Raw genomic sequence first — 23,076 nt, 5'->3', positions numbered from 1 at the left:
AGCCCGGCGAGCCCCCCCCCCCACGTTTCCTGACTACAGCGCGGCCTGAACCGTTTTGGCCGTGGTCTCCAACGCCGTGTCCAATACCCGACGCCGCCGGGTTGGATCCATCATGTTGAACCCGAAAGCCTTCAGGTCCTCGGCATTGGGTTCCAGGCGAATCACCCGCTTGCCAGCCTTTTCCAGTTTGTTGACTTCCTTATCCACGATGCGGGTCATGTAGCGGCGTACCCGCCGCTCGATGGCGGCCAGGGGGGAGCGCGGCCGGTCCGGTTGCCGTGAGGCCATGGGAGCAAGAATGATGACCTCATCCACGGCACTATCCACCAGAAGGTCTGCGGAGGTGGGGGACGCCACGCCGCCGTCGATGTAGGTGCGGTTGCCCAGGCTTACCGGCGGACACCAGACGGGGACCCCGTAGGACGCACAAACCGCATCGCGGATATTCGCCTGTGGCGCGCCGCCTTTACCGAAGGGCACCCGTTTGCCGCTGGTGGTATCCACGGCCATGATCCAGGTGGCCGGGTGGGCCACCCAGTCAGCGCCCCCGGTGGCGTCGTCCACCAATTTCCGAAAGGGCGTCATGTCAAACTGGCCCCGGGGCAGCAGGCCGCAGAAGGCGGTCAATGGCGAGACGTCTCCACGCAAGCCCTTCAGAGCAAGTTTGGCGCCGGTGAGACTGGCCGCGGGTAGCGGTGGCAGGGCGCCGCCGGTATCGCTGTCGTGATTCCAGCGGCATTGTTGACGGGTGCCCTGCTGGCAGGCCAGCAGCTGATCCACGCTGACGCCGCTCCCCAGCAAGGTGGCCAGCACCGCGCCTGCCGAGGTGCCGATAAGGATATCGGCGTCGCGGGCGTCCCAGTCCAGTTTCTGCTCTAGATGGTGCAGGGCGGCAATGGACCAGGCGCCGCCGGCGACACCGCCGCAGCCCAGTACCAGGGCGCGACGGGGAGATGGAGTGTTGTTTGTCATTATTCGGGCCTGTTCACATTAAAAGACGGGTTGGCTGGCGGGGGTGAGCGAGTAGTTTTCCGCATCAAAGTCCTTGAGCAGACGCTGCATTTCCAGGGTACTCCAGGGAAAGCCCACACTGTTGAAACCGTTCTTGTCCAGGTAGTAGCTGGAGCAGCCGCCGGTGTTCCAGACGGTGCCCTGCAGGTCTTTCTGGACCTTGCGATTGTAGGTTTTCTGGCTATCGGCTTTGACTTCCACCCGACTCAGTTGCTGCTCGCGCATGGTTGTCAGGGTGCTGAGGATATAGTTGATCTGCGCTTCAATAACGATAAAGGCAGAATTGTGGCCGATACCCAGATTGGGCCCCAGCACCATGAAGGCGTTCGGCAGGCCGGCAATGGTGGTGCCGCGGTAGGCCTGCATGCCGTCCTTCCACATCTGGCTGAGTGAGTCGCCGGCATCGTTATAGATGTGATCGGCAATGGGCGGCTCGGTGACGAAGAACCCGGTACCCAGAATAATGGTGTCTACCTCGCACTCGCTGCCGTCCTGGCCCACCAGGGTATTGCCGCGCACCGCTTTCAGGCCGGTGGCAAACACATCCACATTGTCCTGATTGAGTGCCGGGTAATACTGGTTACTCATCAGCACCCGCTTGCAGCCCAGGGTGTAATCCGGGGTCAGCTTGGCGCGCAGGGCCGGATCCTTGATGGCCAGGCGAATATGCGCCTCGCCCAGTTTCTGGATCTGCCGCAGCAGGGCCGGTTTGCGAAAGCCGATGCCGAAGGTTTCAAATCCGCCGTAAAGCATCTTGCGCCAGGCGTTCAGGGTGAACGGCAGGCGGAAGAAGTTTTCCTCGATTTTCGGGATGGGGTGATCCGGCTTGGGCAGCACCCATTGCGGGGTACGCTGGAACAGGGTCAGGTGCCGCACCTTGGGCTGGATCTCCGGCACGAACTGGATGGCCGAAGCGCCTGTGCCGATCACGGCTACCCGTTCGCTGCTCAGGTCGTGGTCATGGTCCCAGCGGGAGGAATGGAACAGCTTGCCTTGAAAATCCTTCAGGCCGGGGATGTTCGGAATGATGGGTTCGTGCAAGTAGCCGGAGCAGGCCACCACGGTACGGGCCCGGTAGAGCTGGTCGCCGGTCTGCACTTCCCAGAGATTTTTCCGCTCCCGCCACTGGGCCCGTTCCACGCCCTGATTGAAGCGAATGAAGGCGGGTATGTTGTGGCGGTTAGCCGTTTCACGCACATAGTCGAGAATCTCTGCCTGGCCGGCGAAGGCCCGGCTCCAGTCCGGTTTCTGTGCAAAGGAATAGGAGTACAGCGCCGAGGGCACATCGCAGGCACAGCCCGGGTAGGTATTATCCCGCCAGGTACCGCCCAGGTCCGCGGCTTTTTCCAGGATCACAAAGTTATCGAAGCCGGCTTCGCGCAGGCGAATGCCCAGGCCGATGCCGCTGATGCCGGCGCCCACAATCAGGACGTCATAAAGTGGAGTGTTGGCTTGCTGTGTCATGGGAATGTCCGGGGTCACTGGTTCGGTTGCGGGCTGAAGAAATCCATGGCCCGGTTGGTCAGATTCAGGTTGGCGACCTGTTTGGCCAGGGCGTAGATATCCGGGTAGATCACCCGGGCGCCACCCTTGCGGAAAGTGCGGTAGATACGCTCGGCCAGCACCTCCGGCTTGCCGGTGGGGATATAGCGGGACACCGGGCCTTTCTTCACCTGGCTGCGGGCATGGCTTTCCAGGCCGGAATGGATCGGGCCCGGGTAGACAGTGATCACATTCACGCCCTGCTTCTTCAGATCCAGCCGGGCGATTTCCGAGGCCAGGCCGATGCCGGCCTTGGCGCCACCGTAGTAGCTGCAGCCACGAATTGGCACGCGCCCGGCCATGCTGGCCACATTGATCACGCAACCGTTGCGGGCCTCCACCATGGTTGGCAATGCCAGGTCCATCAGCCGCATGGGGGCAGTGAAGTTGATATCCAGCAAACGTTTGCCCTGCTCCCAGCCGGTGCCGGTGATGCTGATGATGTCCATGATGCCGGCACAGTTGATCAGCACATCCACCGGTCCGCGACGATCTATCAGCGACTGCCACCAGCCAGGCAGGGCGTCGATATCGGTCAGATCGCAGGTTTCCGCGTGAGCGCCGTGCTGGTCGGCGGCCAGGGCGAGGGCCTCGGCATTCAGGTCCACCAGGGTGATGCGTGCGTCCGGGTGATGCTGACGAAACTGCCCGGCGAGCTGGCCGCCAATGGCGCCGGCACCGCCGGTAATCAGGATATGTGTGGGTGTCATGATTGCGTGCCTTTGTTGTTGTGATTGGCGATGGCGAGCCAGCAGGCATCCCGTGCCCGTGTCAGGTCGTCATCATCCAGGGTCAGATAGCCCAGGCGCTCTGCCTTGAAGACACCCACGAAAGCTCCCCAGAACAGGGCGATGGCCAGATCCGGTTTCATGATGTCGTTGAGCAGGCCGGTGCGCTGGCCGATGACCACCATCATGCCCAGGGGAATCAGCAGGGCCTGCTCCTGATGGCGGCTTTCCGGATCCAGGTAGCTGTGGTGATCCTGCATCTCCAGAAAATGAAAGGCGTCCGGCTCTTCGCGGGCAAAGGCGGTAAGCCGGGCCCAGAGGGTATCGAAGAGACTGCGGGAGGGGTGTAGCAGGTCCAGATCGCTGAGCAGACGTTCCTTGAGGCGGCGCTTGCTGTCCCGGAAGACGGCGTTGATCAGCGCTTCCTTACTGTCGAAATAGCGATACAGGGTTCCCACGCCGACTCCGGCCTCCGCGGCGATGGGCGGTACCGGCGTGCCGTGCAGGCCATGCTCAGCAAACACCCGCAGCGCGGCCTGGATGATCTGGTCGCCTTTGCGAGCTTCCTTGTTATCGGCCGGCACAGTCCGGTCAGCGAGGGTCATGGCAAGTCTCACTCAGTGATTGAATGAATGTTCATTCCGTAACTGTGCCATTGAGTGATGTTTTTATGGAAGGGTCATTTCGGGACAAATGATAGAGGCTATCCGTAGGAGCGTCGCTGGCGGCGGGATAACCCAAAGTTTCGAGTTGCGAGAAGCGAGTCTCGAAAGGCGAACCCCGAACACGGGAAAGCCCAATGATTTTCGCTTCTCGAAACTCGTTACTCGCAACTGGTTTATCGCGCCGCCAGCGGCGCTCCTACGAATGGAGGAGGGGGGTCAGATCAAGCCCTTTTCCCGGGCGGCCAGTTCGGTGAGTTCTGCTGCGAGGGTGACCGGGCGGGCGTAGGAGCGGTCGTAGTGGGCCTGGGCCAGGGCGTGGCATTCGGCGCTGATCTGATCGTAGAGCTCACGGGGCAGCAGGCCGCGGGTCGCGGGCAGGGGGTGCAGGCCGAAACGGTCATAGGGAATCGGTTGTTTGCCGGCGGCCTTGAGCAATTCCGGCACCCAGCCCTGTGGAGAAAGCTGGGTCTGGTAGCGGAGGTTCTGGAAGTCCATCTCCGCCGCCAGCCGGTTCGCATCGGTGACCTGGAAATAGTTGTCCACTACCTGGCAAAGCAGCAAATTCAGGCGTTTCCAGACGATTCGCTTCTCTTCGTTGGTGTATCCGTTCCAGTGCACAACCTCGTGGCTGAAGCGGCGACAGCCACGACAGACCGTATCACCGAAAACGGTGGAACAGACGCCGATACAGGGGGTGTGGATACGATTGACTGCCATGGCCGAAGACTACCAGAAAACCCCGGGCAGGGAAGCGCGAGGGGACGCCGTTTGGCGGGAATTTGAGCGTTTGCTGCTATCTTGAGCAATGTCGGCAAATCGGCCATAGTTAGCACCTGAATCCGTGGCTTGATCGCGGCGCCTGACGCAAGTCTTTGTCGCCACAGAGTTGTTGTTTTCTCAAGAGCGCCTTCAGTGGAGCGTATTTGCGACGACGCTTCTGCAGAAAACACCCTGTGGCAACCGATGCTTGCGCCATGCACCCACGCTGAAGTCACAGACTCAGGTGGCAACGAACAAATGCTCTGTCTTGCGCGAAATAATAAACAGGGTCGCCCCGGATTAACGGGAAGCGGCATCACTGGAGAATAATAATGCGATTGGCTGTGTTGCTGGCAGCTTGCCTGTGGATGCTTTCCGGATGTTCCAGCCTGGGTGTGGGCGTTCCCTCAACCCCCGGTGCTTTTATCCATGCCCCCCAGGGCAAGACCTTCAAACCCATGGATACGCTGGATCCGCGTAATGCCATGGTCTATATCTACCGTCCGATTACCCGTTGGGGCTACGAAGAAGTGCAGGCGCCGGTGTTCTTCCTGGATGCCACGCAGCTTTTTGGTCTCAAGGCCGGTGCCTACAGCTGGCTGGAATTGCCCGCCGGCACCCACGACTTCTATGCCCGCCGTCCGCTTAGCGTGCTCTATCTGAAGATGGTCTTCGAAATGCCGCTGGAAGTGGAAGGGGGCAAGGATTACTACTTCCGCTACTCGGAAACCCGTCCGCTGGATATGGAAGAACTGGTTGCCGACCCGGAGAACTACCAGCAGGCCGGCCCCTTGCAACAGGTTCCCCGTGCCGTGGCGCTGCGGGAAATCGCCGATCTGCGTCTGGATGAGCCTGGCGTCTACTATGCCGGCCGCGACAGCAAGGTGCCGCGTTGGGCACCGTTTTATACCTATACGACGGAAAAATGACAGCTGCGAGTGGCTAGCTACTAGCTTCTAACAGAAACAAAAAAGCCCCGGCATGCCGGGGCTTTTGCTGTCTGGAGAGGAATAACCTTTCTACGAAGCCGCTGTAGGAGCGGCGCTTGAGCCGCGAACCTCGCGTAGCGAGGAAATCGCCCATAGGGCGATCAGGAGTTTCAGAACTCGACAGGTTCCAGAAAAATAGCGGGTAGACCTTGATCTCCCCTCGCCAAGGCTCGGATCGCGCCGCCAGCGACGCTCCTACAGCGGATTTTTCTGTTAGCTAGTAGCTAGCAGCTCGTATCTAGTCACTCTCTGTCAGCCGCCGCTTGGTCTGCAGCAGTCGCTTCCACTGTTCCACGTACTCCGGCAGGGCCGGGGAGGTTTGATTGAAGCCGGTAATTTCCTGCAGGGTCTGGGGGCTGATAGATTTACCGCCATACACATTGGCCACTCGCAACAGGGCATGGGTGTGCAGTTTGCGCTGGGATTCGAAGCGCTGATCGTAGTACACGTATTTGTCGTCCCAGCCGAGAATGCGGGTATGCACCTGGAATTGCTGGTACGGGCGCAACTCGCGGATATAGGAAATCTCGGTATTGGCAACCACACCGTTACAGCGCGCTTCGATCATGCGGTTGAGCAAGCCGGTAACCACCGCGTGCTCCAGCCGGCAGCGATCCATGAACTTCAGGTATTTGGCGTTGTTCAGATGCATGTTCAGGTCAATATCCAGCAACCCCACCCGGTATTCCTGGGTGACAACATCAAACAGCTGGTGTGTGGGCGGCCGTTTACGACGGCGAGCCGCGCTGATCAGTTCGAGCATCCGATCTCCCTATGCCACGGTGGTCCGTGACCCCTTTTATTCTTTCGAAGACTGAATCGGCAAAAAAACGCGATTCAGTATAACGGTACCAGTGCCAGTTCACACTATTCGCTGATATCAAAGTGCTCAGTTTTACAGTCTTTGCAATCCTGTCCCGCGCCAGGCGAGGGTTTCGGCGCGTGATGCCCTGTGTGCAGGGGGTTGCAACGGTTACGCACAGGCCAGATGCAGACTGAACAGGCTGTCGCTATCCGTCCAGCACCCGGATGGGGAAAAACCGGCGGCAACCAGTTCGGCGGAGAACCCTTCGATGGTGAATTTGTAGGAATTTTCTGTGTGAATACGGGTGCCGGCAGTCAGTGTCAGGCTGTCGTCGCCAAGGCGGATGTGCTGATCCTGCAGGCACTCCAGGTGCATTTCGATACGGCTTTGCGTGCTGTTGTAGAACGCCAGATGGCGCACGGTATCGGTATCGAAGCCGCAATCCAGTTCCCGGTTCAGATGGTGCAGGGCATTCAGGTTGAAGGCGGCGGTCAGTCCTTGCGAGTCATTGTAGGCGGCATGGAGCTGCTCAGAGGGTTTCTGCAGGTCCGCGCCAATCAGCAGGGCGCCACCGGGTCCGGCCAGTTCCCGCAGCCCGCGCAGAAAGCTGGCTCGCTGGGCCGGTTCAAAGTTGCCAATGGTGGAGCCGGGGAAAAAGACCAGACGGCCCGGCTGTTGTAATCCCTCGGGCATGGCCATGGCCTGGCAATAATCCGCGCAGACCGCACTGATGTGAATCTGCGGAAAGTCGTCGGCCAGGCGCCGTGAGGCGCCAAGCAGACACTCCCGGGAGATTTCCAGCGGCATGTAATGGGCCGGTTGCCAGGCATCCAGCAACACCCGCACTTTTTCGCAGCTGCCTGCACCGGGTTCGGCGATGGTGTGGGTGTTCTCCAGGCGCGACTGAATATCCTCGGCATAGCGACGCAACAAACGGGCTTCCGTGCGAGTGGGATAGTACTCCGGAGTGCGGGTGATGCGGTCGAACAGGGTGGAGCCGGTTTCGTCGTAGAAGAACTTGGGGTGCAGCGTCGGCGTGGTTGCTCGCAAGGATTCACTGACCTCGGCAAGCATGTCGGTGGTCGGCGGGTGGAGGTCGAAGAAGGTCAGGTTGGGGCCGAGCTGTTGTTGATTCACGATGGCTCTCCCGCAAGCCGGATACCACTGAATTGCCAGCGATGGTGAGGATAGAAGAAATTACGGTAGCTGGCGCGAAGATGGTCCCGGCTACTGACACAGGAGCCGCCGCGCAGCACCATCTGGTTGCACATGAATTTACCGTTGTACTCACCCACGGCACCGGCATCAGGCTGGAATCCCGGGTAGGGCAAATAGGCGCTGGCGGTCCATTCCCATACATCCCCGAACAGGTGTGCCATGCCGGTATCAATGGCCGGGGCGGGTTGGTAGAGACCGTTGTCCACAAAGTTGCCTTGCTGCGGTTGCGTGGTGGCCACGTGCTCCCATTCCTGTTCCGTGGGCAGACGCTTGCCCGCCCAGCGGGCATAGGCGTCGGCTTCATAATAATTCACATGGGCCAGAATCTGACCAGGGAGCAACGGTTGTAGCCCTGCCAGGGTGAAGTGCTGGTCAAGGTCCTCATGCCAGTAAAGAGGGCGCTGGACAGCGTTTGACTGAACCCAGGCCCAGCCGTCAGACAGCCATAAATCCGCACGCCGATAGCCGCCGTCCTGGATGAAGGCGCGGAACTCACCCTGGGTGACAGGCCGGTTGGCCAGGGAGAACGGCTCCAGCCAGACTCGATGCCGGGGCGTTTCATTATCGAAGGCAAAGCCATTGCTGCTGGCGCCCATATCCACCAGGCCGCCACTGAACGTTTGAAAGCGCAATGGGGCAGCCGGGCCAGACGGGTCGAGGGGCTGGCCGAGGGTTGGTGCCAGCGGATTGAACGAGAGGCTGTATTTCAGATCGGTCAGCAACAATTCCTGATGTTGCTGCTCATGATTGAGCCCCAGTGTCACCAGATCCGCCAGACCCGGATATTGCGCGATAAGCCGTGCCATGGCCTCATCCACCTGCTGTCGCCATGCATAGACGTCTGCGCCGGTGGGGCGTGACAACAGGTGGCGTTGCGGGCGGGCAAACTGTTCGCCAATGCCGTTGTAGTAGCTGTTGAAGAGATACTCGAATTGCGGTTCGAACACCCGGTAACCGGGCAGGTGGGGCTTGAGGAGGAAGGTTTCGAAGAACCAGGTGGTGTGGGCCAGATGCCAGCGGGGTGGGCTCACGTCAGCGCAGGCCTGCAACCCCATGTCCTCGGTGAGTAACGGCTCACAGAGTTGTTCGCTGAAGGCCCGGATACGCTGGTAGTGCGCTATCAAGGTAGCGCTGACGTCTTGTCTGGCGGTATCTGGCAAGGTTTTCCCTCCCAATCCGGTTGTCAAAGAGTGGCACCCACTTTGAGCGAAAGCAACAATGTGACGCGTGAACGGTGTGGGTATACTGCGGGGCAGCATTTGTAGTGGGTTGTTGCTGCGACGCAGTGACAGCCCATGCCCTTTCACCACAAGGAGAGCATATGAATATTACCGATAAAGTTGCCGTGATCACCGGCGCTGCATCCGGTCTGGGCCAGGCCACGGCCGAAGCCATTATCGCCAAGGGCGGCAAGGTGATGATTCTGGATCGTGACGACAAGCGCGGCCCGGAAGTGGCGGCGGAGCTGGGTGCCAATGCGGCGTTTGTGCAGACCGACGTGACCGACGAGGAATCCGTTAAGGCGGCCATCGACGCCACCGTGGAAAAATTCGGTGCCATTCATGTGTGTGTGAACTGTGCCGGGGTGGGGTCTGCCATGAAGACCGTGGGTCGCGAGAACAAGCCCCATGATCTGGGCGTGTTCAACATGGTGGTCAAGATCAACCTGATCGGTACCTTCAACGTGGCCCGTCTGGCCGCCGCCGCCATGGCCGAGAACGAGCCGGGTGAAGACAACGAGCGTGGCCTGATTGTGAACACGGCTTCTGTGGCAGCCTTTGATGGTCAGGTTGGCCAGGTGGCTTACGCGGCCACCAAAGGCGGTGTTGTCGGCATGACCCTGCCCATCGCCCGTGACCTGGCGCCGCTGGGCATTCGCTGCAACACCATCGCCCCGGGCATCTTCAACACCCCGTTGATGAATGCGGCTCCTGACAAGGTGAAAATGCCGCTGATCGAAATGACTCAGTTCCCCAAGCGTCTGGGTAACCCGGCGGAATACGCGCAGCTGGTCTGCCACATGATCGAGAACAGCTTCCTTAACGGTGAGACCATCCGCATCGATGGTGGTATCCGTATGCAGCCGCGGTAAGGCAGCTGTTAGCGACGAGTGAAAAGAAAAAGCCCCGGATTTCCGGGGCTTTTTCTTTTTTGCAGATGCGGCGCTGGCGGGCGATGCATCAGTTTCGAGTTTCGAAAAGCGAGAGCCTACCTTTCATGAATTTCGGGGTTTGATTTTCGAAACCCGCTTCTCGCAACTCGTGACTCCTGTAATCGCGCCGCCAGCGACGCTCCTACGGAAGTCTTGCCTGGCTGCTAGGTCCTTTCCTTCACCCCACCAACGCATAACACGGCTCGTAATGGCTCCCGGGGAGTTTCATGCGATGTTGCTCCACAAACGCCTTGAGCAGTTCGTCCAGGTGGGTCATCAGTTCACCCGGCGCATGCAGCCGATAGGGACCGTGCTGTTCGATGGCATGGATGCCTTGCTCTTTCACATTGCCGGCCACAATGCCGGAGAATGCCCGGCGCAGGTTGGCAGCCAGCTGATGGACCGGTTGATTGGGGCTCAGATCCAGGCTGGCCATGGCCTCGTGGGTAGGCTCGAAGGGTTGCTGGAATTCCAGGGGAATGTTCAGCCGCCAGTTAAAGTAGAAGGCGTCATCATTGTCGCGGCGGAACAGGGTCAGACGGTCGATGCCCACGCACATTGCCAGGGCCACGGCTTCCGGGTCATCGATGATGATCTGGTAACGTTGCGCCGCCTGGTCTCCAAGTGTTGCGCGAATAAAGGCATCCACCTGGCGGAAGTAGTCCGCACTGCTGGCCGGGCCGGTGAACACGACCGGCAAGGGCATGTCCGCATTGTCCGGGTGCAGCAGCACGCCAAGCAGGTAGAGGATTTCCTCGGTGGTGCCCACCCCGCCAGGAAAGACGATGATGCCATGGCCGACCCGCAGAAACGCCTCCAGCCGCTTTTCGATGTCCGGCATGATCACCAGCTCGTTGACGATGGGGTTAGGGGCCTCGGCGGCGATGATGCCGGGCTCGGAGATGCCCAGATAGCGGCCGCCCTTGAAACGTTGTTTGGCGTGGGCCACATGGGCGCCTTTCATTGGCCCCTTCATGGCACCAGGGCCACAGCCGGTGCAGATATCCTTGTGACGCAGGCCGAGTTGATAGCCCACGCTCTTGCTGTAGTCGTATTCTTCCCGGGAAATACTGTGGCCGCCCCAGCAGACCACCAGGTTTGGCGAGGCTCCTGCCTTGAGCACGCCGGCGTTGCGCAGAATGTGGAAGACCGCATTGCTGATGCCCTGGCTGCTATTGAGGTTGAAGCTGTCGTTATTCTGGATCTCATTGGCCACATAGACGATATCGCGCAACACCGCCGATAAATGCTCGCGGATGCCGCGGATCATGCGTCCGTCCACGAAGGCGCCGGCGGGGGCATTGTCCACCTTGAGCCGCAGCCCACGGTCTTCCTGAATCACCTCGATATCAAAATCCTTGTAGGTCTCCAGTACCTGGCGGCTGTCATCGGTGGGGGTGCCACAGTTGAGTACGGCCAGCGCGCACCGGCGTAGCAGCTCATGCAGGCCGCTGCCGGAGGTGTCACGCAGACGTTCAACTTCGTGTTGGCTGAGAACTTCCAGGCTGCCTTCCGGGGCAACAATGGTGGATACCGTTTCGGTCATAGGGTCGGGTCCGTCGCAAAATAATCGTTACTCAGAGGCTGCAGGCCAGCCCGTGCGGCTACGAAGCCGCTGTAGGAGCGCCGCTTGAGGCGCGAACCTTGCTTGAGCAAGGAAGCCCCCGCAGGGCGGCCAAGCCGTCGCAGTTCATCCCAAATGCAGCTACAACTCCCAAGAGTACCCCAGATGACACTCCCGGTGAGTGAAGAGTTGCAAGCCCTTGTTCCCGGGGTGGCGACAGACTCTTTTACAATTTCCCGGGAACGCCTTGTCGCCGCAAGCGTCACATCCTTTATCAGGTCTGGCACACTGACTGCATGGTTGATCTGTGTCATCTGGCTGTCTTCAGCAGCCGCCATACTTGATCGATTGGGAACCGGCATAAGGCCGTCCCGTTAATGAGGTTTATCAGGAGCAAAACATGTTGCTCAAATATCTGAATCAGCTGGAACAGGCAGTCAAGGCGGCTTGCGATCACCCGGATACGGATACCGTCAACCGCTGCGCGGATTGCGTGGCCACCCTGGACGCTTATCTGGATGCGCAGATGGAGCCGGTACAACGTCGGGGACGGGAGCTGATGGACGGAATGATTCCCTCCGAGTTGCACAGCCGCGTCTGTCAGCGGGTGCATTGACCCCGCCTCGCTTCTGATAGGAGCGTCGCTGGCGGCGCGATTAATCAGTTGCGAGTTGCGAGAAGCGAGTTTCGAAGATCAAAACCTGCAATTCATGGCAGATAGCTTCTCGCAACTCGTACCTCGAAACTGGGTGATAGCACCGCCCAACGCTGCTACAGCCGATTCCGCTGCTGCCGCAACGCCTTTTCCCTCTCTTCCGGAAACAAATCCGGCTGCTGCGGAGCTTTCAGGTCGCGCAGGCGGGCGCCGATGCCGATCAGGCGGGCCGGGCCCTGGCGGCGTTCCCACAATTGTCGCAGCAGTGCCTCGAAATGGGCCGGATCCAGATCGTTGCCGGCCTTGTCGCAGCTCAGGCTGACAAAATCCTGGTATTTCACCTTGGCGGTGAGCCCACTGATCAAATAGTGCTGATCCAGTTTGGCGAAACGGGCCTTGAGCTTTTCCAGCAGACCATCCAGTTCCCGCAGCCAGGCATTCAGGTCCGGCTGGTCCTGGTCGTAGGTGCGCTCTACGGACACGGATTTGCGTCGGCGGCCGGTTTGTATGGGCCGATCATCATGTCCGCGGCTCAGGTGATAGAGCCGCTCGCCGAAACTGCCGAAGTGCTGTGACAGCTCCAGTCGGCTCATGCCTTGCAGGTCGCCACAGGTATGCAGGTTGAGACCGGCCATGCGCTCGGCCGTCACCCGGCCCACCCCGGAAATCTTTTTTACCGGCAGGGCGGCCACGAAGGCGTCCACCTGGTCCGGCGGAATCACAAACAGGCCGTCAGGCTTGCGCCAGTCGCTGGCCACCTTGGCAAGAAACTTGTTGGGCGCCACACCGGCGGATACGGTAATGCCCAGCTCCCGGCGAACATCCTGTCTTAACGCCTCGGCAATACGGGTTGCGCTATTATCGAACTGTTCGCTGTCGGTCACGTCCAGAAAGGCCTCGTCCAGGGACAAGGGTTCGATCAGGCTGGTGTAACGGCGAAAGATATCGTGGATCTGTGCCGAGACCTTGCGATACTTGTCAAAGTTGGCGGGTACAATGACCAGTTCCGGGCACAGGCGCAGGGCGTGGGATGAGGCCATGGCGGAATGCACCCCGAAATGCCGGGCCGGGTAATTGCAGGTGGCGATAACGCCACGGCGGTTGGGGTCGCCCCCCACTGCCACGGGCCGATTGCGCAGGGACGGATCATCACGGATTTCCACGGCGGCGTAGAAGCAGTCGCAGTCCACGTGGATAATCTTGCGTGAGGCCTGTGCCATGAATGAACTCTGGGATGTGGCAGGATTGACAATCGGGTTGCCTGTGTCGCTTGGGCCGCCCTGAGGAGAGTGTAACATCGGCATTACCGCAAACCGCACACCGCAGGTCCTGATTATCGGTGCCGGGCCCACCGGCCTGGCCCTGGGCATAGGCCTGCGTCGACACGGCATTCACTGCTGCATTATCGACCGGCTCGCCGAGCCGTCTCCCTGGTCCCGAGCGCTGGGGCTGCATGCCCGCACCCTGGAAATCTTTGCCGCCCTGCAAGTGCTGGCTCCGATCCGCAAGGCTTCGCGCACCCTGAGCGCAGTGTCTGTCTATGGCGACAAGGGATTCCTGTTCGAGCTGGATCTGACCAGCCTGGATGCCCCGTACCCCTGGGTGCTGAGCTGCCCCCAGTCCGATGTGGAAAGCGTCCTCACCGAGCGCTACCGCAGCCTGGGAGGCGAACTGGTCCGTGGCACGGAATTGCTCGATTTTACCCAGGATGGGGCAGGGGTTCGTGCCCGGCTGCGCCAGGGGACGGACGTGGAAACTGTCAGCTGCGATCTGCTGGTGGGCGCCGACGGCGTGGGTTCCACCGTGCGTGAGCAGCTGGGTATCGGCTTCAACGGCGTCGATTACGATGAACATTTCCTGCTGGCTGATGTGGACTGGCAGGGGCCCTGGCGCAATGACAGCTCCCACGGTTTTTTGCAGGAAGAGGGGTTGCTCATAGCCTTGCCTCTGCCCACGGGCTGGCGGTTGATCATGGCCCGGGACGAGCCCTGGGAAGGGGAGATAGATCTACAGCCTTTTGCGGATCGGCTCACTCCGATACTGGGTGATACGCCTGACCTGGGTGAACCACGCTGGATCAGCCGCTTTTCGGTGCAACGTCGGCTGGCCCATCACTACCGTCGCAATCGTGTTTTTCTGGCGGGCGATGCGGCCCATGTGCAAAGCCCGCTGGGCGCACAAGGCATGAACACCGGCCTGGCAGATGCCTTCAACCTGAGCTGGAAACTGGCGTTCTATCTCAAAGGGTATGGCAGCGGTACCCTGCTCGACAGTTACGAGCAGGAGCGAAAACCGGTGGCGGACAAAATGCTGCACGGTGTGGATTTGCTGTCGCGGGCTTCACTGGTGAAGTTGCCCATGTTGCGCCGCACCCGCGATTCGCTGCTGAAAATGGCGGGGGGGCGTGCCGGTTTGTCCCGGCGTTTACTGCGCACGGCCAGCCAGCTGGACGTGCACTATCGATCCTCGCCGCTGGTGAGCTGTGGTCCGGAAGCGGATCTGGGCTGGCGCAATCGGGGGCCGTTGCCCGGGGACCGACTCCCCGATGCGGCCCTGCGCTCTGTACGTACCGGGCACCTGCACCAGCTTCATGGTCTGCTCCGGAAACCGGTCCATCACCTGTTGCTGCAACTGGGTGAGACCCCGGAGCATAACGAACGGCTGGTGCTGTATGCGCTCAGTGACCGTCTGGGGCAGGAATATCGCGAGCGGGTTCATCTGACCGTTATCGTGGCCAGCGGGACTCCCACTGAAGCGATTCCCCGGGAGGGCACCACGCGAATCTGGCAGGATCACCAGGGTGAGTTTGGCGAGGCATTTGGGGAGGGGCCGAGAATGTGGCTGATGCGCCCGGATGGCCACCTGGCCTACCGGGCCCCGGTGAGCAACGCCAATCACCTGCTGGAGTACCTGGATACGGCCTTGGGGAAGGCAATTAATAGTTAATAATGAATAATTAATAACGTCGCGGAATGGGTTGTCTGTTCTGCAACGCAAGAGGCCGCGCCCATGCTTTGGGCGCGGCCTCTTTGCTTGCGGATTCCACAATCATCCAACCGCGAAACTATTCATTATTAACTATTAATTGATTTTCCCCCACCGCTGAATCACAAAATGCGCATTCATGGTCTGGCCCGCCAGCTTGCCGATACCGGCCTTGGCTTCCGGTTTGGCGCGCCAGTGGTGTGGGGTCATGGCCAGGAGATTCTGCAGTTCCTGCTCGTCATCCGGCACCCATTCCAGGTGGATATCCTGATTGTCGATCTGCGTGAATCGGGCATCGAGAAACTTGCCTGCATCGAACCCGGATTGACGTACTTCTTCATAGAGCGCCTCGCGCAGAGGCAGCAAATGCTGCTCACCGGTGCCGACCACAATCAGCTCCCCTCCGGGCTTGAGAACCCGGGCAATGTCGTCGGTGAACAAGCGGGTGAACAGCACAAAGACCCGCTGCTGACTGTTATCAAACAACGGCAAGCGGGCGCCGCTGGCCACCAGCCAGGTCAACGCCTTGTCCCGTTTGGCCGCCGCATCCACGGCAAACTTGGAAATATCCACGCCCACGCCATTGGCGCTGCCAAGCCGGCGGGCGAATTGGCAGGTATACCAGCCTTCGCCGCAGCCGATATCCAGCCAGGGCTGGTCCTCGGCGTCCAGGTTATCCAGCAGGGCATCGGCCAGCGGTTGATAACGCCCCAGCTCCAGAAACGCGGTGCGCGCCTGCACCATGGCTTTGTCGTCGCCGGGCGCCCGGGAGCGGCGGTGCTGAGCCAGCAGCAGGTTGGTATAACCCCGTTTGGCGCGATCAAAACGATGACCGTTGTCGCACTGCCAGCTGTTGCCGGAAAGAAGCAGGGGGAGGTCGCAACTGGGACATTTCAGGTTGGGCATGGTCTGCGGGTGACTCGGGTAGGGCGCACTTGGCGATGGCAAGAAACCGCATTGTCGCAAATTCTTCCGGCAATAAAAAAGGGCCGGCAAGGCCGGCCCTTTTCTTTGTGGTGTCTGTTCAGGCTTTGCGCCGGTACAGACCCAGCAACACCATGAGGGACAACAGACCCAGGGGAAGGCTGCCGCCTCCGCCGCCTGAGCTGCGCGGAGAACGCGTCGCAGTGGGGGGGACATCGGGACAGGCGTCCAGATCTTCACGGCTGAAGTCCAGTGCCACTTCGGTCTCGGTGACGGAGCCGACTTTCACGCCGTTATCGTTTTCTACCTGAATCAGCAGGGTTGTCGTGGTCTCGGCATCAGCCCGAATGACGATTGTGGCGTCCAGTTCCTGGTTGGCATCCAGTTGCCCGAGCTGGCAGGTGTATTGACCTTCGTCAGTACTGCATTCCGCGCTGAGTTTGGTTACCAGTGTGAGGGCTTCATCCAATGGGCCGGTAATACGGTTACCAATAGAGTCGATCACGGGGTCCTGGTTGGCCAGACTTGCCTCGATACGCATCTCTACCTGACCGTTCCGGGGGGAGAGACAGACAGGCTCTGCGGCGATGGCCAGCGCCGGTTGGCCAAGTTGCAGGGTAATGTTGCCGCTGTTGTTCAAACGGTAGTAGTCCCGTTGGTTGTCCAGCTCGACCGTGGCCTCTATCTGGAGGTCGGTATCGCTCTGGCTATTGCTGTCCGTGGCGGTAAAGCCGAACGGCTGGCTCGATCCGCCGGGGATGGCTGCGCCGTCATACTGACATGCGGTGACTCCGTTGTCCGACGGGGTGCAGGCAAGCCCGGTTTGGTCTGGAGACGGGGTCAGGGTCAATTCGGTGGGATGCGAGATAGATAGCGCGAACTGAGTTGCTGGACGGCTGCCCGCGTTTTCTACCGGCACCTGGAAATCGATGGTGCCGAATCCCTGGAAAGTATTGCCGTCGTCAGCAATGGTGAGGTCGCGCAGCGCCAGCTCGGCAGCACCAGAATGTTGCTCAATCCAGTCCAGATACTGGGAAACCCGAGTGTAGATAGAGGGAATCTCCGGGTCGCCACATTTGCCATCGGTGGAATAACCGAAACTGGTAATCCCGACCTGGGGGCTGTCATTCAGTATCGCGTCGGTCAGCAGCAATGGGCCGCCGCTGTCACCCTGGCAGGAGTCTTCCCCAAAGGTATCGCCTTGATCCGGGTTAGGCTCATTCGCGCACAGCATGGTGTCCAGTATCTGATCGCCATTGGTATAGAGATCAATAGTGGCCTGGCAAGATGCGTTGGTGACATAGTCCAGCGCTGCTTCCTGCAGCTCTACAAAGGCCACAGGTCGCATGGGAGTCATGGGGTTGTTGTCGTGATCCTCATAGGTGGCAACACCCCAGCCCAATACACTCAGAATGTCATCGTAGCTGGCCAGGTTTTCGATAGCGCTGTCGGTGTCGAGCTTTGACAGTACCCCGGTGTGGATGCTCGGGCTGTCGGTTTCCGCTGGTTCTGCGAGCCGGATCAGAGCGATATCGTTTTCAAAGGTATTTTCGTTGTAGCCGGCGTGGACAATAACGGATGCTGCATCCAGCAGCATGGGACTATTTGTCGGCACATCCAGGGTCTGGCTGCCCACCAGGATTTCGAGGTTACTGGCAGGGGTGGTAACGACACCGGAGCGGACACAGTGCGCTGCGGTTAGCACCCAGTGCCGGGACAGCAAGGTGCCGCCGCAGACGTGTCCTCTACCTACCGGGAAGGGGTGCTCTTCAGTGATGCCGTCTTGTTTCCCCTGTTTATCAATCAATGCAACCAGTGTGTTCCAGTCGCTGTCAGCGATGTCCCCGCCGACGACTCTTGGTGAGGCGGTTGCAGCGAACAAGGTGCTGCAGGCCAGAGTGGAAGCCAGAGCGGCAATCAAGTGGTACTTCATGTGAAATTCCCCAGATGAATCAGAATGCCCAAAAGGCGGCATTCTAGGTGCTGTCAGCGCTGAAAGATGTAGGAAAAACGCTATACTTTTTGTAGTCAGAATGGATGGTGTGACGTTCTTCACATTCCTTGTCGGCGTTTACGATAGGGGTCAAGGTTTTTTGGGTAGCGGATTCCCGAACCGTTCCAGATACACCCGACCAATCTCTGTGGACCCCACATGGTTCAGATGACTTTCGTCCCGGTAGAGGGGGATGCCATTCAGTACGGTCTGGCAGCGGCTTTTATTGCAGAGGACTTTTCTCGGGTTAATCCAGGTGATATCCGGGAAGCGTGCCTGTACGGTTCGCTTGAAGCGATAGAAATTGCTCAAATGCGCTTCCGCCTCCACTGCATCAATGGAGCAGTCGTCCATATTTTTCAGCAAGCATTCCGCATAGGACGAGGAGGGTAGCTCGGGTACGTCCTCAATGAGGATAACGTTGTGGCCCTGGCTGTGAAGCCAGGCCACGGTGTCCACGAAATAGCGCTGGAAGGCATCACTTTGCAGGTAAGCGCTCCACCAGGCATTGACGAACACGGTCATGGGGCGTTGTTGCAGGTACTCGGCCAGGGCGATGTTGCGTTGGGTTTTTTCCGGGTCGGAGAAGGCGTTGGCTGAGTGTTCGGGGATCACGAAAGGCGTCGACGCACGGGTCACCACCAGCATGGAATGGCGCTCACCGATCAGTTGCTCGACGAAACCCAGCAGGGCGATGGCATGGGAATCACCGATCAGCATGGCATCCGGCTGGCCGTTCTCCGGTTCGGCGCCGAACCGGCAGGCCTTGCCCTTGTTGAATTCTCTCGGATCACCCTTGAAGCAGCGTTTGTACAGATCGGCGGCATTGTTCTGGGCGATGATGGTGTAGAGCTCGCGACGTTCTTCGGAGATGCGAAAGCTCAGGTCATCGGCAATGCGGATGGTGGACTGGATGGCCCAGATGATCAGCAGCGGCACGAAGATGAACACCATGAAGGATTTCTTGAAACTCCAGGGGCGATGCCGGTAGCGGTTTTCCACGAAGCGGTAGCTCAGCCATGACAGCAGTAGCACCAGCGCCATGAGCCCTAGCCGGATGGGCCAGGTGATTTCGATCAGTTGATAGTGCAATAGCGCCACCGGCGGCCAGTGCCACAGGTACAGCGAATAGGAGATACCGCCCAGAAACACCATCACCGGCAGACTGAGAAGGCGGGCGGTGAGAGTGTGGGTCTGGTGCAGACCCGCATAGATCACCATCGCCGTCCCCAGGGTCGGCCACAGGGCGTTATAGCCGGGGAAGTGATCGTGCTTGGTCAGCAGCAGGCCGGTGGCGATGATCATGGCCAGCCCCAGGCCTGCCAAAATCTCGACACTGGGTCGGTTCAAGGCCGGAAGCTGACGGCTGAACAGGGCCACGCCGGTGCCAAGCATAAACTCGAATAACCGGGCGGGCAGCAGGTAATAGGCGGCAGCAGGGTGGGCGCTGGCAAGATACACGGACAGCGCAAAAGTCCCGACCAGGGTGATGCGGAACGGCCAGTGACCGTCACGCCCCTTACCGAACCGGTAGGCCAGATACAGGGCCAGCGGCCAGATCAGGTAGAACTGCTCTTCCACCGCCAGCGACCAGGTGTGCAGCAGGGACAGGGAGCGGGTTTCCGGGGCGAAGTACTGGCTCAGTTCCTGGAAATAGTAAATGTTGCTCAGGCCCACCAGGGAGGACAGCCAGCTCTTGGCAAAGATGTAGTAGGCATCGCCGATATAGAAGGGCGAGATCATCAGGAAGGTGACCGTGGACACCAGCAGGAACAGGGGCACCAGTCGCCGGATACGACGGGCGTAAAAATCGCGAAACCGAAAGGTGCCTTTTTCAAACGCCCGCTGTAGAAGCTGGGTGATCACAAACCCGGAAATGACAAAGAACACGTCCACACCGATAAAACCGCCGGTGATGCCGGGAACCTCATAGTGATAGAGAATCACCAGGACAACGGCCAGCGCACGTAGCCCTTCGATATCGGCGCGGTAACTCGGCGTGGTCTTCAAGGCGTTCTCCCGGAATGATCAGCAAACCGGGGAGAATATAGGGCGGTGCCAGGGCAAACAAGACGGGCCGGGCCTGCCGCCAAGGGGAGGGCGCTTTCCCGTCTCTGTGGCCGCCACAGGCCCGGCATGCGCGAACCTGATTCAGGGTGGCGCTCATGCATGTTACTGTGAGCCCGACTCAATCCCTTTGGCTGCCATCAAGGAGCACTCTGTGGCTGCATCCCTGCCGTTTTCCCTGCTGGAACTGGCCTCCGTCCGTGAGGGTGACACCATCGGGCAGACCCTGGCTAACAGCGTGGCCTATGCCCGCCATGCGCAAGCCCTGGGCTTCAAGCGCTTCTGGCTGGCCGAGCATCACAACATGGAGGGCATCAGCAGTGCGGCCACCGCGGTGCTGATCGGTCATATCGCCAATGCCACGGAGACCATCCGGGTGGGCTCCGGTGGAGTGATGTTGCCTAACCACCCGCCTCTGGTTATCGCCGAACAGTTCGGGACCCTGGAAATCCTGCATCCCGGCCGGATTGATCTGGGGTTGGGGCGGGCCCCGGGCACCGACCCGATGACCAGCCGCGCCCTGCGCCGCGAGGGTCTGGGTGCCGAGCAGTTCCCCCGTGACGTGGCCGAATTGCAGCGGCTTTTGGGGCCGCTGGATCGTTCCCGGTCGGTCAACGCCATTCCCGGTGCCGGCACCGAGGTGCCGATCTGGTTGCTGGGGTCCAGCCTCTATAGCGCCCAGCTGGCGGCCCAGCGGGGGTTGCCCTATGCCTTTGCCGGGCATTTTGCGCCGCGATTGTATCGCGAGGCGTTGCGTCTCTACCGGGAGCAGTTTCAGCCGTCGGCGCAGCTGGACAAGCCCTACGCCATGCTGGCGGTACCGGCGGTGGCGGCGGAAACCGATGAGGAGGCCCGTTTTCTGGCCACCACCAGCTATCAGCGCATTCTGTCCCTGTTCCGGGGGCAGCCCCTGTGGATGCGTCCGCCAGTGGAGAGCATGCAGGGCCTATGGAATCCGCAGGAAGAAGACGGGGTCAGAGGCTTTCTGGCCCTGCAATTGCTGGGGACTGCCAGCACGATTCAGGGGGAGCTGGATCAATTGCTGGATACCGTGGAAGTGGATGAACTGATGGTAACCGTGGATCTGTTCGACCCGGAGAAGCGTCGTCATGCCCTGGATATTCTGGCGTCGCTGCCGCAGTTTCGTCGTGAGCAGTAGCGACAGCGTCAGACTCCGTTGGAGCTTTGCTCGCAAAGCGAATGGCCTTCGCCTTGTGAACAAGGCTCCAACGGGATAGGGAGGGGCTGGCGCTGTTGTTTTTTTGCAGGAAGGCCGCGCAACGCCAGCAGCAACCCGGCCAGCACAGTGAGAAGGCCTGGTGCGCCACCACCACCACCGCCAAAGCCGCTACTGCCACCGCCTGGGGCCGGGGCCGCTGAAGGGTAACGCAGGGTCAGGGTGACACGGGAGTCGCTATCATTGGGTACATCCCCGTCAGCAGAGAAACCGCTCAAGGTGATGCTCTGACTGTCACCGGTATCCGAAGCAAAAATCAGGTTGAGGGTTCGGCTGGACGAGGCGGGGACATTGCCTGCCGGACAGCGTACCGGGTTGGACAGTGAACAACCCAGTGCGTCGGCGTTGCTCAAGGTGGTGTTCCTTGGCAGGGCAAAGCGGACCTCACCATTGCCAGCAAGATTGATCGTGGAGCGGTTAGTGAGCGTGACGACGACCCGGGTCTCATTGGCACTGCCACTCTGCTGGACTGCCGAGAGGGCCAGGTCCGGCTTGTCGGAGAACACCACTCGTTGCTCAATGCGATTATTGCGACGCCGGTAATCATCCTCGATGGCGCTGGCGGTGATGCCCACGGTCACCACCTGATCGGCGCCGCCGTTACCGTCAATGACCAGATCCCGGATAAGGCTGCCCTCGGCGGACAGGTTGTCTGCGAGGCGACAGCGGTTGCCAGAGAGCAAGCCGCCGCACCCGGACCAGTCGCCACTGGCCACCGTGTTACCGCTGAGGCTGAAGGCCAGTGCCGGGTCAGTGGCAGGGTTTTCCTGGCTGCCATTCTTCAGGGCCAGGGTGAGGGTCTGGCTGCCGCCGGGGGGTTGGTAATAGTACTGCGGTGGTGGTGTTGTCCATTCGGGGAGTAGATCCACCAGCGGAATCCCTTCCAGAGCGGTCAATACTTCCAGCTCCCGGGTCTCCGCAGACAAATGGGTATAACCGGACGGCGCACCGGTGGCGCAGTTGCGCAGGCCGAAACTGGTCAGGCCCACCAGCCAGGGTTGAGGATCACGGCCCAGAAACAGGGGGCCGCCGCTGTCACCGAAGCAGGAATCCTGCTGGACACCGTCCTGAGGATTCAGCTCGGCGGCACACACGGCAAAGTCGGTGATGGTCAGGCTCGAGAGCGCACGGCATCGTTGCTGGGGGATGTAGTCCAGTTGCACCTCTTGCAACACATTGCTGAGGCTGCCATTCCCGGTGTCCCCCCATCCGAGAGCTGTCACAGACTCATCCAGCTCAGCAGTGTTTTGCTGTTCCAGCGCCTCAAAACGTTCCTCGCTGATAATGCTGGGCCAGCGGGTGTTGGTGCGGGTATCGATACGCAGCAGGGCCAGGTCGCGGTTCAGGTTCTGATATTGGCGGTGAATGAGGATCCGTCTGACAGGGATGCCGTTTTGCGGAATGTTATTGCGATCCCGGTCGCCGATAAACACGAAGGTACGACTCTCTTCCGCGGGATCGCCGTTCAGGTATTCCATGCAATGGGCGGCAGTCACCAGCCATTCCGGACTCAGGTGGCTGGCGCCGCAGAGCAGATAGCCGCTCACACTGGGATCATCCACGGCCACCTGGGCCATCCACGGCCAGCGGTCAGGTGCCGGTTCGCCACCCACAATACGGGGGGTGGCGGTGTCAGCGAGGGGGCTGGAAAAGGGAAGAGTGACCAACCCCGCCAGCAGAGCGATACGACGGAACATGACGGCTGCCTTGCACGTTTTTGACTAGTTTATCGCCTTTCGCGGCAAGGCAGTGTGAGCCTTGTGTATCTGACCCGCGTTCACT

Annotated in this window: 19 protein-coding genes; 5 read left to right on the top strand and 14 right to left on the bottom strand. The window is 60.1% G+C overall.

What is annotated here, in order from left to right:
• Positions 1-33: 33 nt before the first annotated feature.
• The 5 genes from C4S63_RS02645 to C4S63_RS02625 form a co-directional block, all read right to left on the bottom strand.
• The gene (locus C4S63_RS02645) at positions 34-972 is read right to left on the bottom strand and encodes a patatin-like phospholipase family protein (RefSeq protein ID WP_103916616.1); all 939 of its coding nucleotides are present in this window, start codon (positions 970-972) and stop codon (positions 34-36) included.
• A gap of 18 nt (positions 973-990) precedes the next feature.
• A complete protein-coding gene (locus tag C4S63_RS02640; protein ID WP_103916615.1) occupies positions 991-2,475 on the bottom strand; it encodes an NAD(P)/FAD-dependent oxidoreductase in 1,485 nt (494 codons plus the stop codon).
• A gap of 14 nt (positions 2,476-2,489) precedes the next feature.
• The gene (locus C4S63_RS02635) at positions 2,490-3,263 is read right to left on the bottom strand and encodes an SDR family oxidoreductase (RefSeq protein WP_103916614.1); all 774 of its coding nucleotides are present in this window, start codon (positions 3,261-3,263) and stop codon (positions 2,490-2,492) included.
• The gene (locus tag C4S63_RS02630) at positions 3,260-3,886 is read right to left on the bottom strand and encodes a TetR/AcrR family transcriptional regulator (protein WP_062816782.1); all 627 of its coding nucleotides are present in this window, start codon (positions 3,884-3,886) and stop codon (positions 3,260-3,262) included. The genes C4S63_RS02635 and C4S63_RS02630 overlap by 4 nt, the downstream gene beginning before the upstream one ends.
• A gap of 276 nt (positions 3,887-4,162) precedes the next feature.
• On the bottom strand, positions 4,163-4,663 hold the full coding sequence (locus tag C4S63_RS02625; RefSeq protein ID WP_062816783.1) for a DUF1289 domain-containing protein: 501 nt from the start codon (positions 4,661-4,663) through the stop codon (positions 4,163-4,165).
• Between the two features lie 374 nt (positions 4,664-5,037).
• Here C4S63_RS02625 and C4S63_RS02620 point away from each other — a divergent pair, with 374 nt between their 5' ends.
• Positions 5,038-5,634, top strand: a complete 597-nt coding sequence (locus C4S63_RS02620) for a DUF2846 domain-containing protein (protein WP_103916613.1) — start codon at positions 5,038-5,040, stop codon at positions 5,632-5,634.
• A 298-nt stretch (positions 5,635-5,932) separates the two neighbouring features.
• On the opposite strand, the gene C4S63_RS02615 is transcribed toward C4S63_RS02620, so the two are convergent.
• The 3 genes from C4S63_RS02615 to egtB all read right to left on the bottom strand — a co-directional run bounded on the left by C4S63_RS02615 (position 5,933) and on the right by egtB (position 8,877).
• Positions 5,933-6,457: a thioesterase family protein gene (locus C4S63_RS02615; protein ID WP_035249412.1), complete on the bottom strand. Its 525-nt coding sequence runs from the start codon at positions 6,455-6,457 to the stop codon at positions 5,933-5,935.
• 210 nt (positions 6,458-6,667) lie between these two features.
• On the bottom strand, positions 6,668-7,636 hold the full coding sequence (gene egtD, locus C4S63_RS02610) for an L-histidine N(alpha)-methyltransferase (RefSeq protein WP_234999914.1): 969 nt from the start codon (positions 7,634-7,636) through the stop codon (positions 6,668-6,670).
• On the bottom strand, positions 7,633-8,877 hold the full coding sequence (egtB, locus tag C4S63_RS02605; RefSeq protein ID WP_234999913.1) for an ergothioneine biosynthesis protein EgtB: 1,245 nt from the start codon (positions 8,875-8,877) through the stop codon (positions 7,633-7,635). Before egtB ends, egtD begins: the two co-directional genes overlap by 4 nt.
• Positions 8,878-9,038: 161 nt before the next feature.
• Between egtB and C4S63_RS02600 the strand changes: the two genes are divergently transcribed.
• Complete coding sequence (locus tag C4S63_RS02600; RefSeq protein ID WP_062816786.1) at positions 9,039-9,809, top strand: 3-hydroxyacyl-CoA dehydrogenase; 771 nt, start codon at positions 9,039-9,041, stop codon at positions 9,807-9,809.
• Positions 9,810-10,047: 238 nt separating this feature from the next.
• Here C4S63_RS02600 and ppnN read toward each other — a convergent pair whose 3' ends face one another.
• Positions 10,048-11,415 (bottom strand): nucleotide 5'-monophosphate nucleosidase PpnN, encoded by a 1,368-nt coding sequence (gene ppnN / locus C4S63_RS02595; protein WP_062816787.1) that lies wholly within the window; start codon positions 11,413-11,415, stop codon positions 10,048-10,050.
• 418 nt (positions 11,416-11,833) lie between these two features.
• Between ppnN and C4S63_RS02590 the strand changes: the two genes are divergently transcribed.
• Positions 11,834-12,049 carry a hypothetical protein gene (locus tag C4S63_RS02590; protein WP_062816788.1) on the top strand — a complete coding sequence of 72 codons (216 nt, stop codon included), beginning with the start codon at positions 11,834-11,836 and terminating at the stop codon, positions 12,047-12,049.
• A gap of 155 nt (positions 12,050-12,204) precedes the next feature.
• Here the strand turns inward: C4S63_RS02590 and dinB are convergent, their stop codons facing one another.
• Positions 12,205-13,308 (bottom strand): DNA polymerase IV, encoded by a 1,104-nt coding sequence (gene dinB, locus C4S63_RS02585; protein WP_062816789.1) that lies wholly within the window; start codon positions 13,306-13,308, stop codon positions 12,205-12,207.
• Between the two features lie 76 nt (positions 13,309-13,384).
• Here dinB and C4S63_RS02580 point away from each other — a divergent pair, with 76 nt between their 5' ends.
• On the top strand, positions 13,385-15,034 hold the full coding sequence (locus C4S63_RS02580; protein WP_369826406.1) for an FAD-dependent monooxygenase: 1,650 nt from the start codon (positions 13,385-13,387) through the stop codon (positions 15,032-15,034).
• 135 nt (positions 15,035-15,169) lie between these two features.
• Here the strand turns inward: C4S63_RS02580 and C4S63_RS02575 are convergent, their stop codons facing one another.
• The 3 genes from C4S63_RS02575 to C4S63_RS02565 form a co-directional block, all read right to left on the bottom strand.
• Positions 15,170-15,979 (bottom strand): putative RNA methyltransferase, encoded by an 810-nt coding sequence (locus tag C4S63_RS02575; RefSeq protein WP_103916610.1) that lies wholly within the window; start codon positions 15,977-15,979, stop codon positions 15,170-15,172.
• 118 nt (positions 15,980-16,097) lie between these two features.
• The gene (locus tag C4S63_RS02570; RefSeq protein ID WP_160052708.1) at positions 16,098-17,930 is read right to left on the bottom strand and encodes a serine protease; all 1,833 of its coding nucleotides are present in this window, start codon (positions 17,928-17,930) and stop codon (positions 16,098-16,100) included.
• A 150-nt stretch (positions 17,931-18,080) separates the two neighbouring features.
• Positions 18,081-20,000, bottom strand: coding sequence for an acyltransferase family protein (locus tag C4S63_RS02565; protein WP_103916608.1), 1,920 nt, complete (start codon positions 19,998-20,000; stop codon positions 18,081-18,083).
• A 211-nt stretch (positions 20,001-20,211) separates the two neighbouring features.
• Here C4S63_RS02565 and C4S63_RS02560 point away from each other — a divergent pair, with 211 nt between their 5' ends.
• The gene (locus C4S63_RS02560) at positions 20,212-21,216 is read left to right on the top strand and encodes an LLM class flavin-dependent oxidoreductase (protein ID WP_200819494.1); all 1,005 of its coding nucleotides are present in this window, start codon (positions 20,212-20,214) and stop codon (positions 21,214-21,216) included.
• An 8-nt stretch (positions 21,217-21,224) separates the two neighbouring features.
• Here the strand turns inward: C4S63_RS02560 and C4S63_RS02555 are convergent, their stop codons facing one another.
• Positions 21,225-22,991 (bottom strand): trypsin-like serine protease, encoded by a 1,767-nt coding sequence (locus C4S63_RS02555; protein WP_103916607.1) that lies wholly within the window; start codon positions 22,989-22,991, stop codon positions 21,225-21,227.
• Positions 22,992-23,076: the final 85 nt, after the last annotated feature.

The sequence above is a fragment of the Alcanivorax sp. DSM 26293 genome, assembly GCF_900107995.1.
In the GTDB taxonomy this organism is placed as follows: Bacteria; Pseudomonadota; Gammaproteobacteria; order Pseudomonadales; family Alcanivoracaceae; genus Alcanivorax.
Note: the sequence above shows the minus strand (reverse complement) of the source record. Positions and strands in the feature narration are given on the sequence as shown.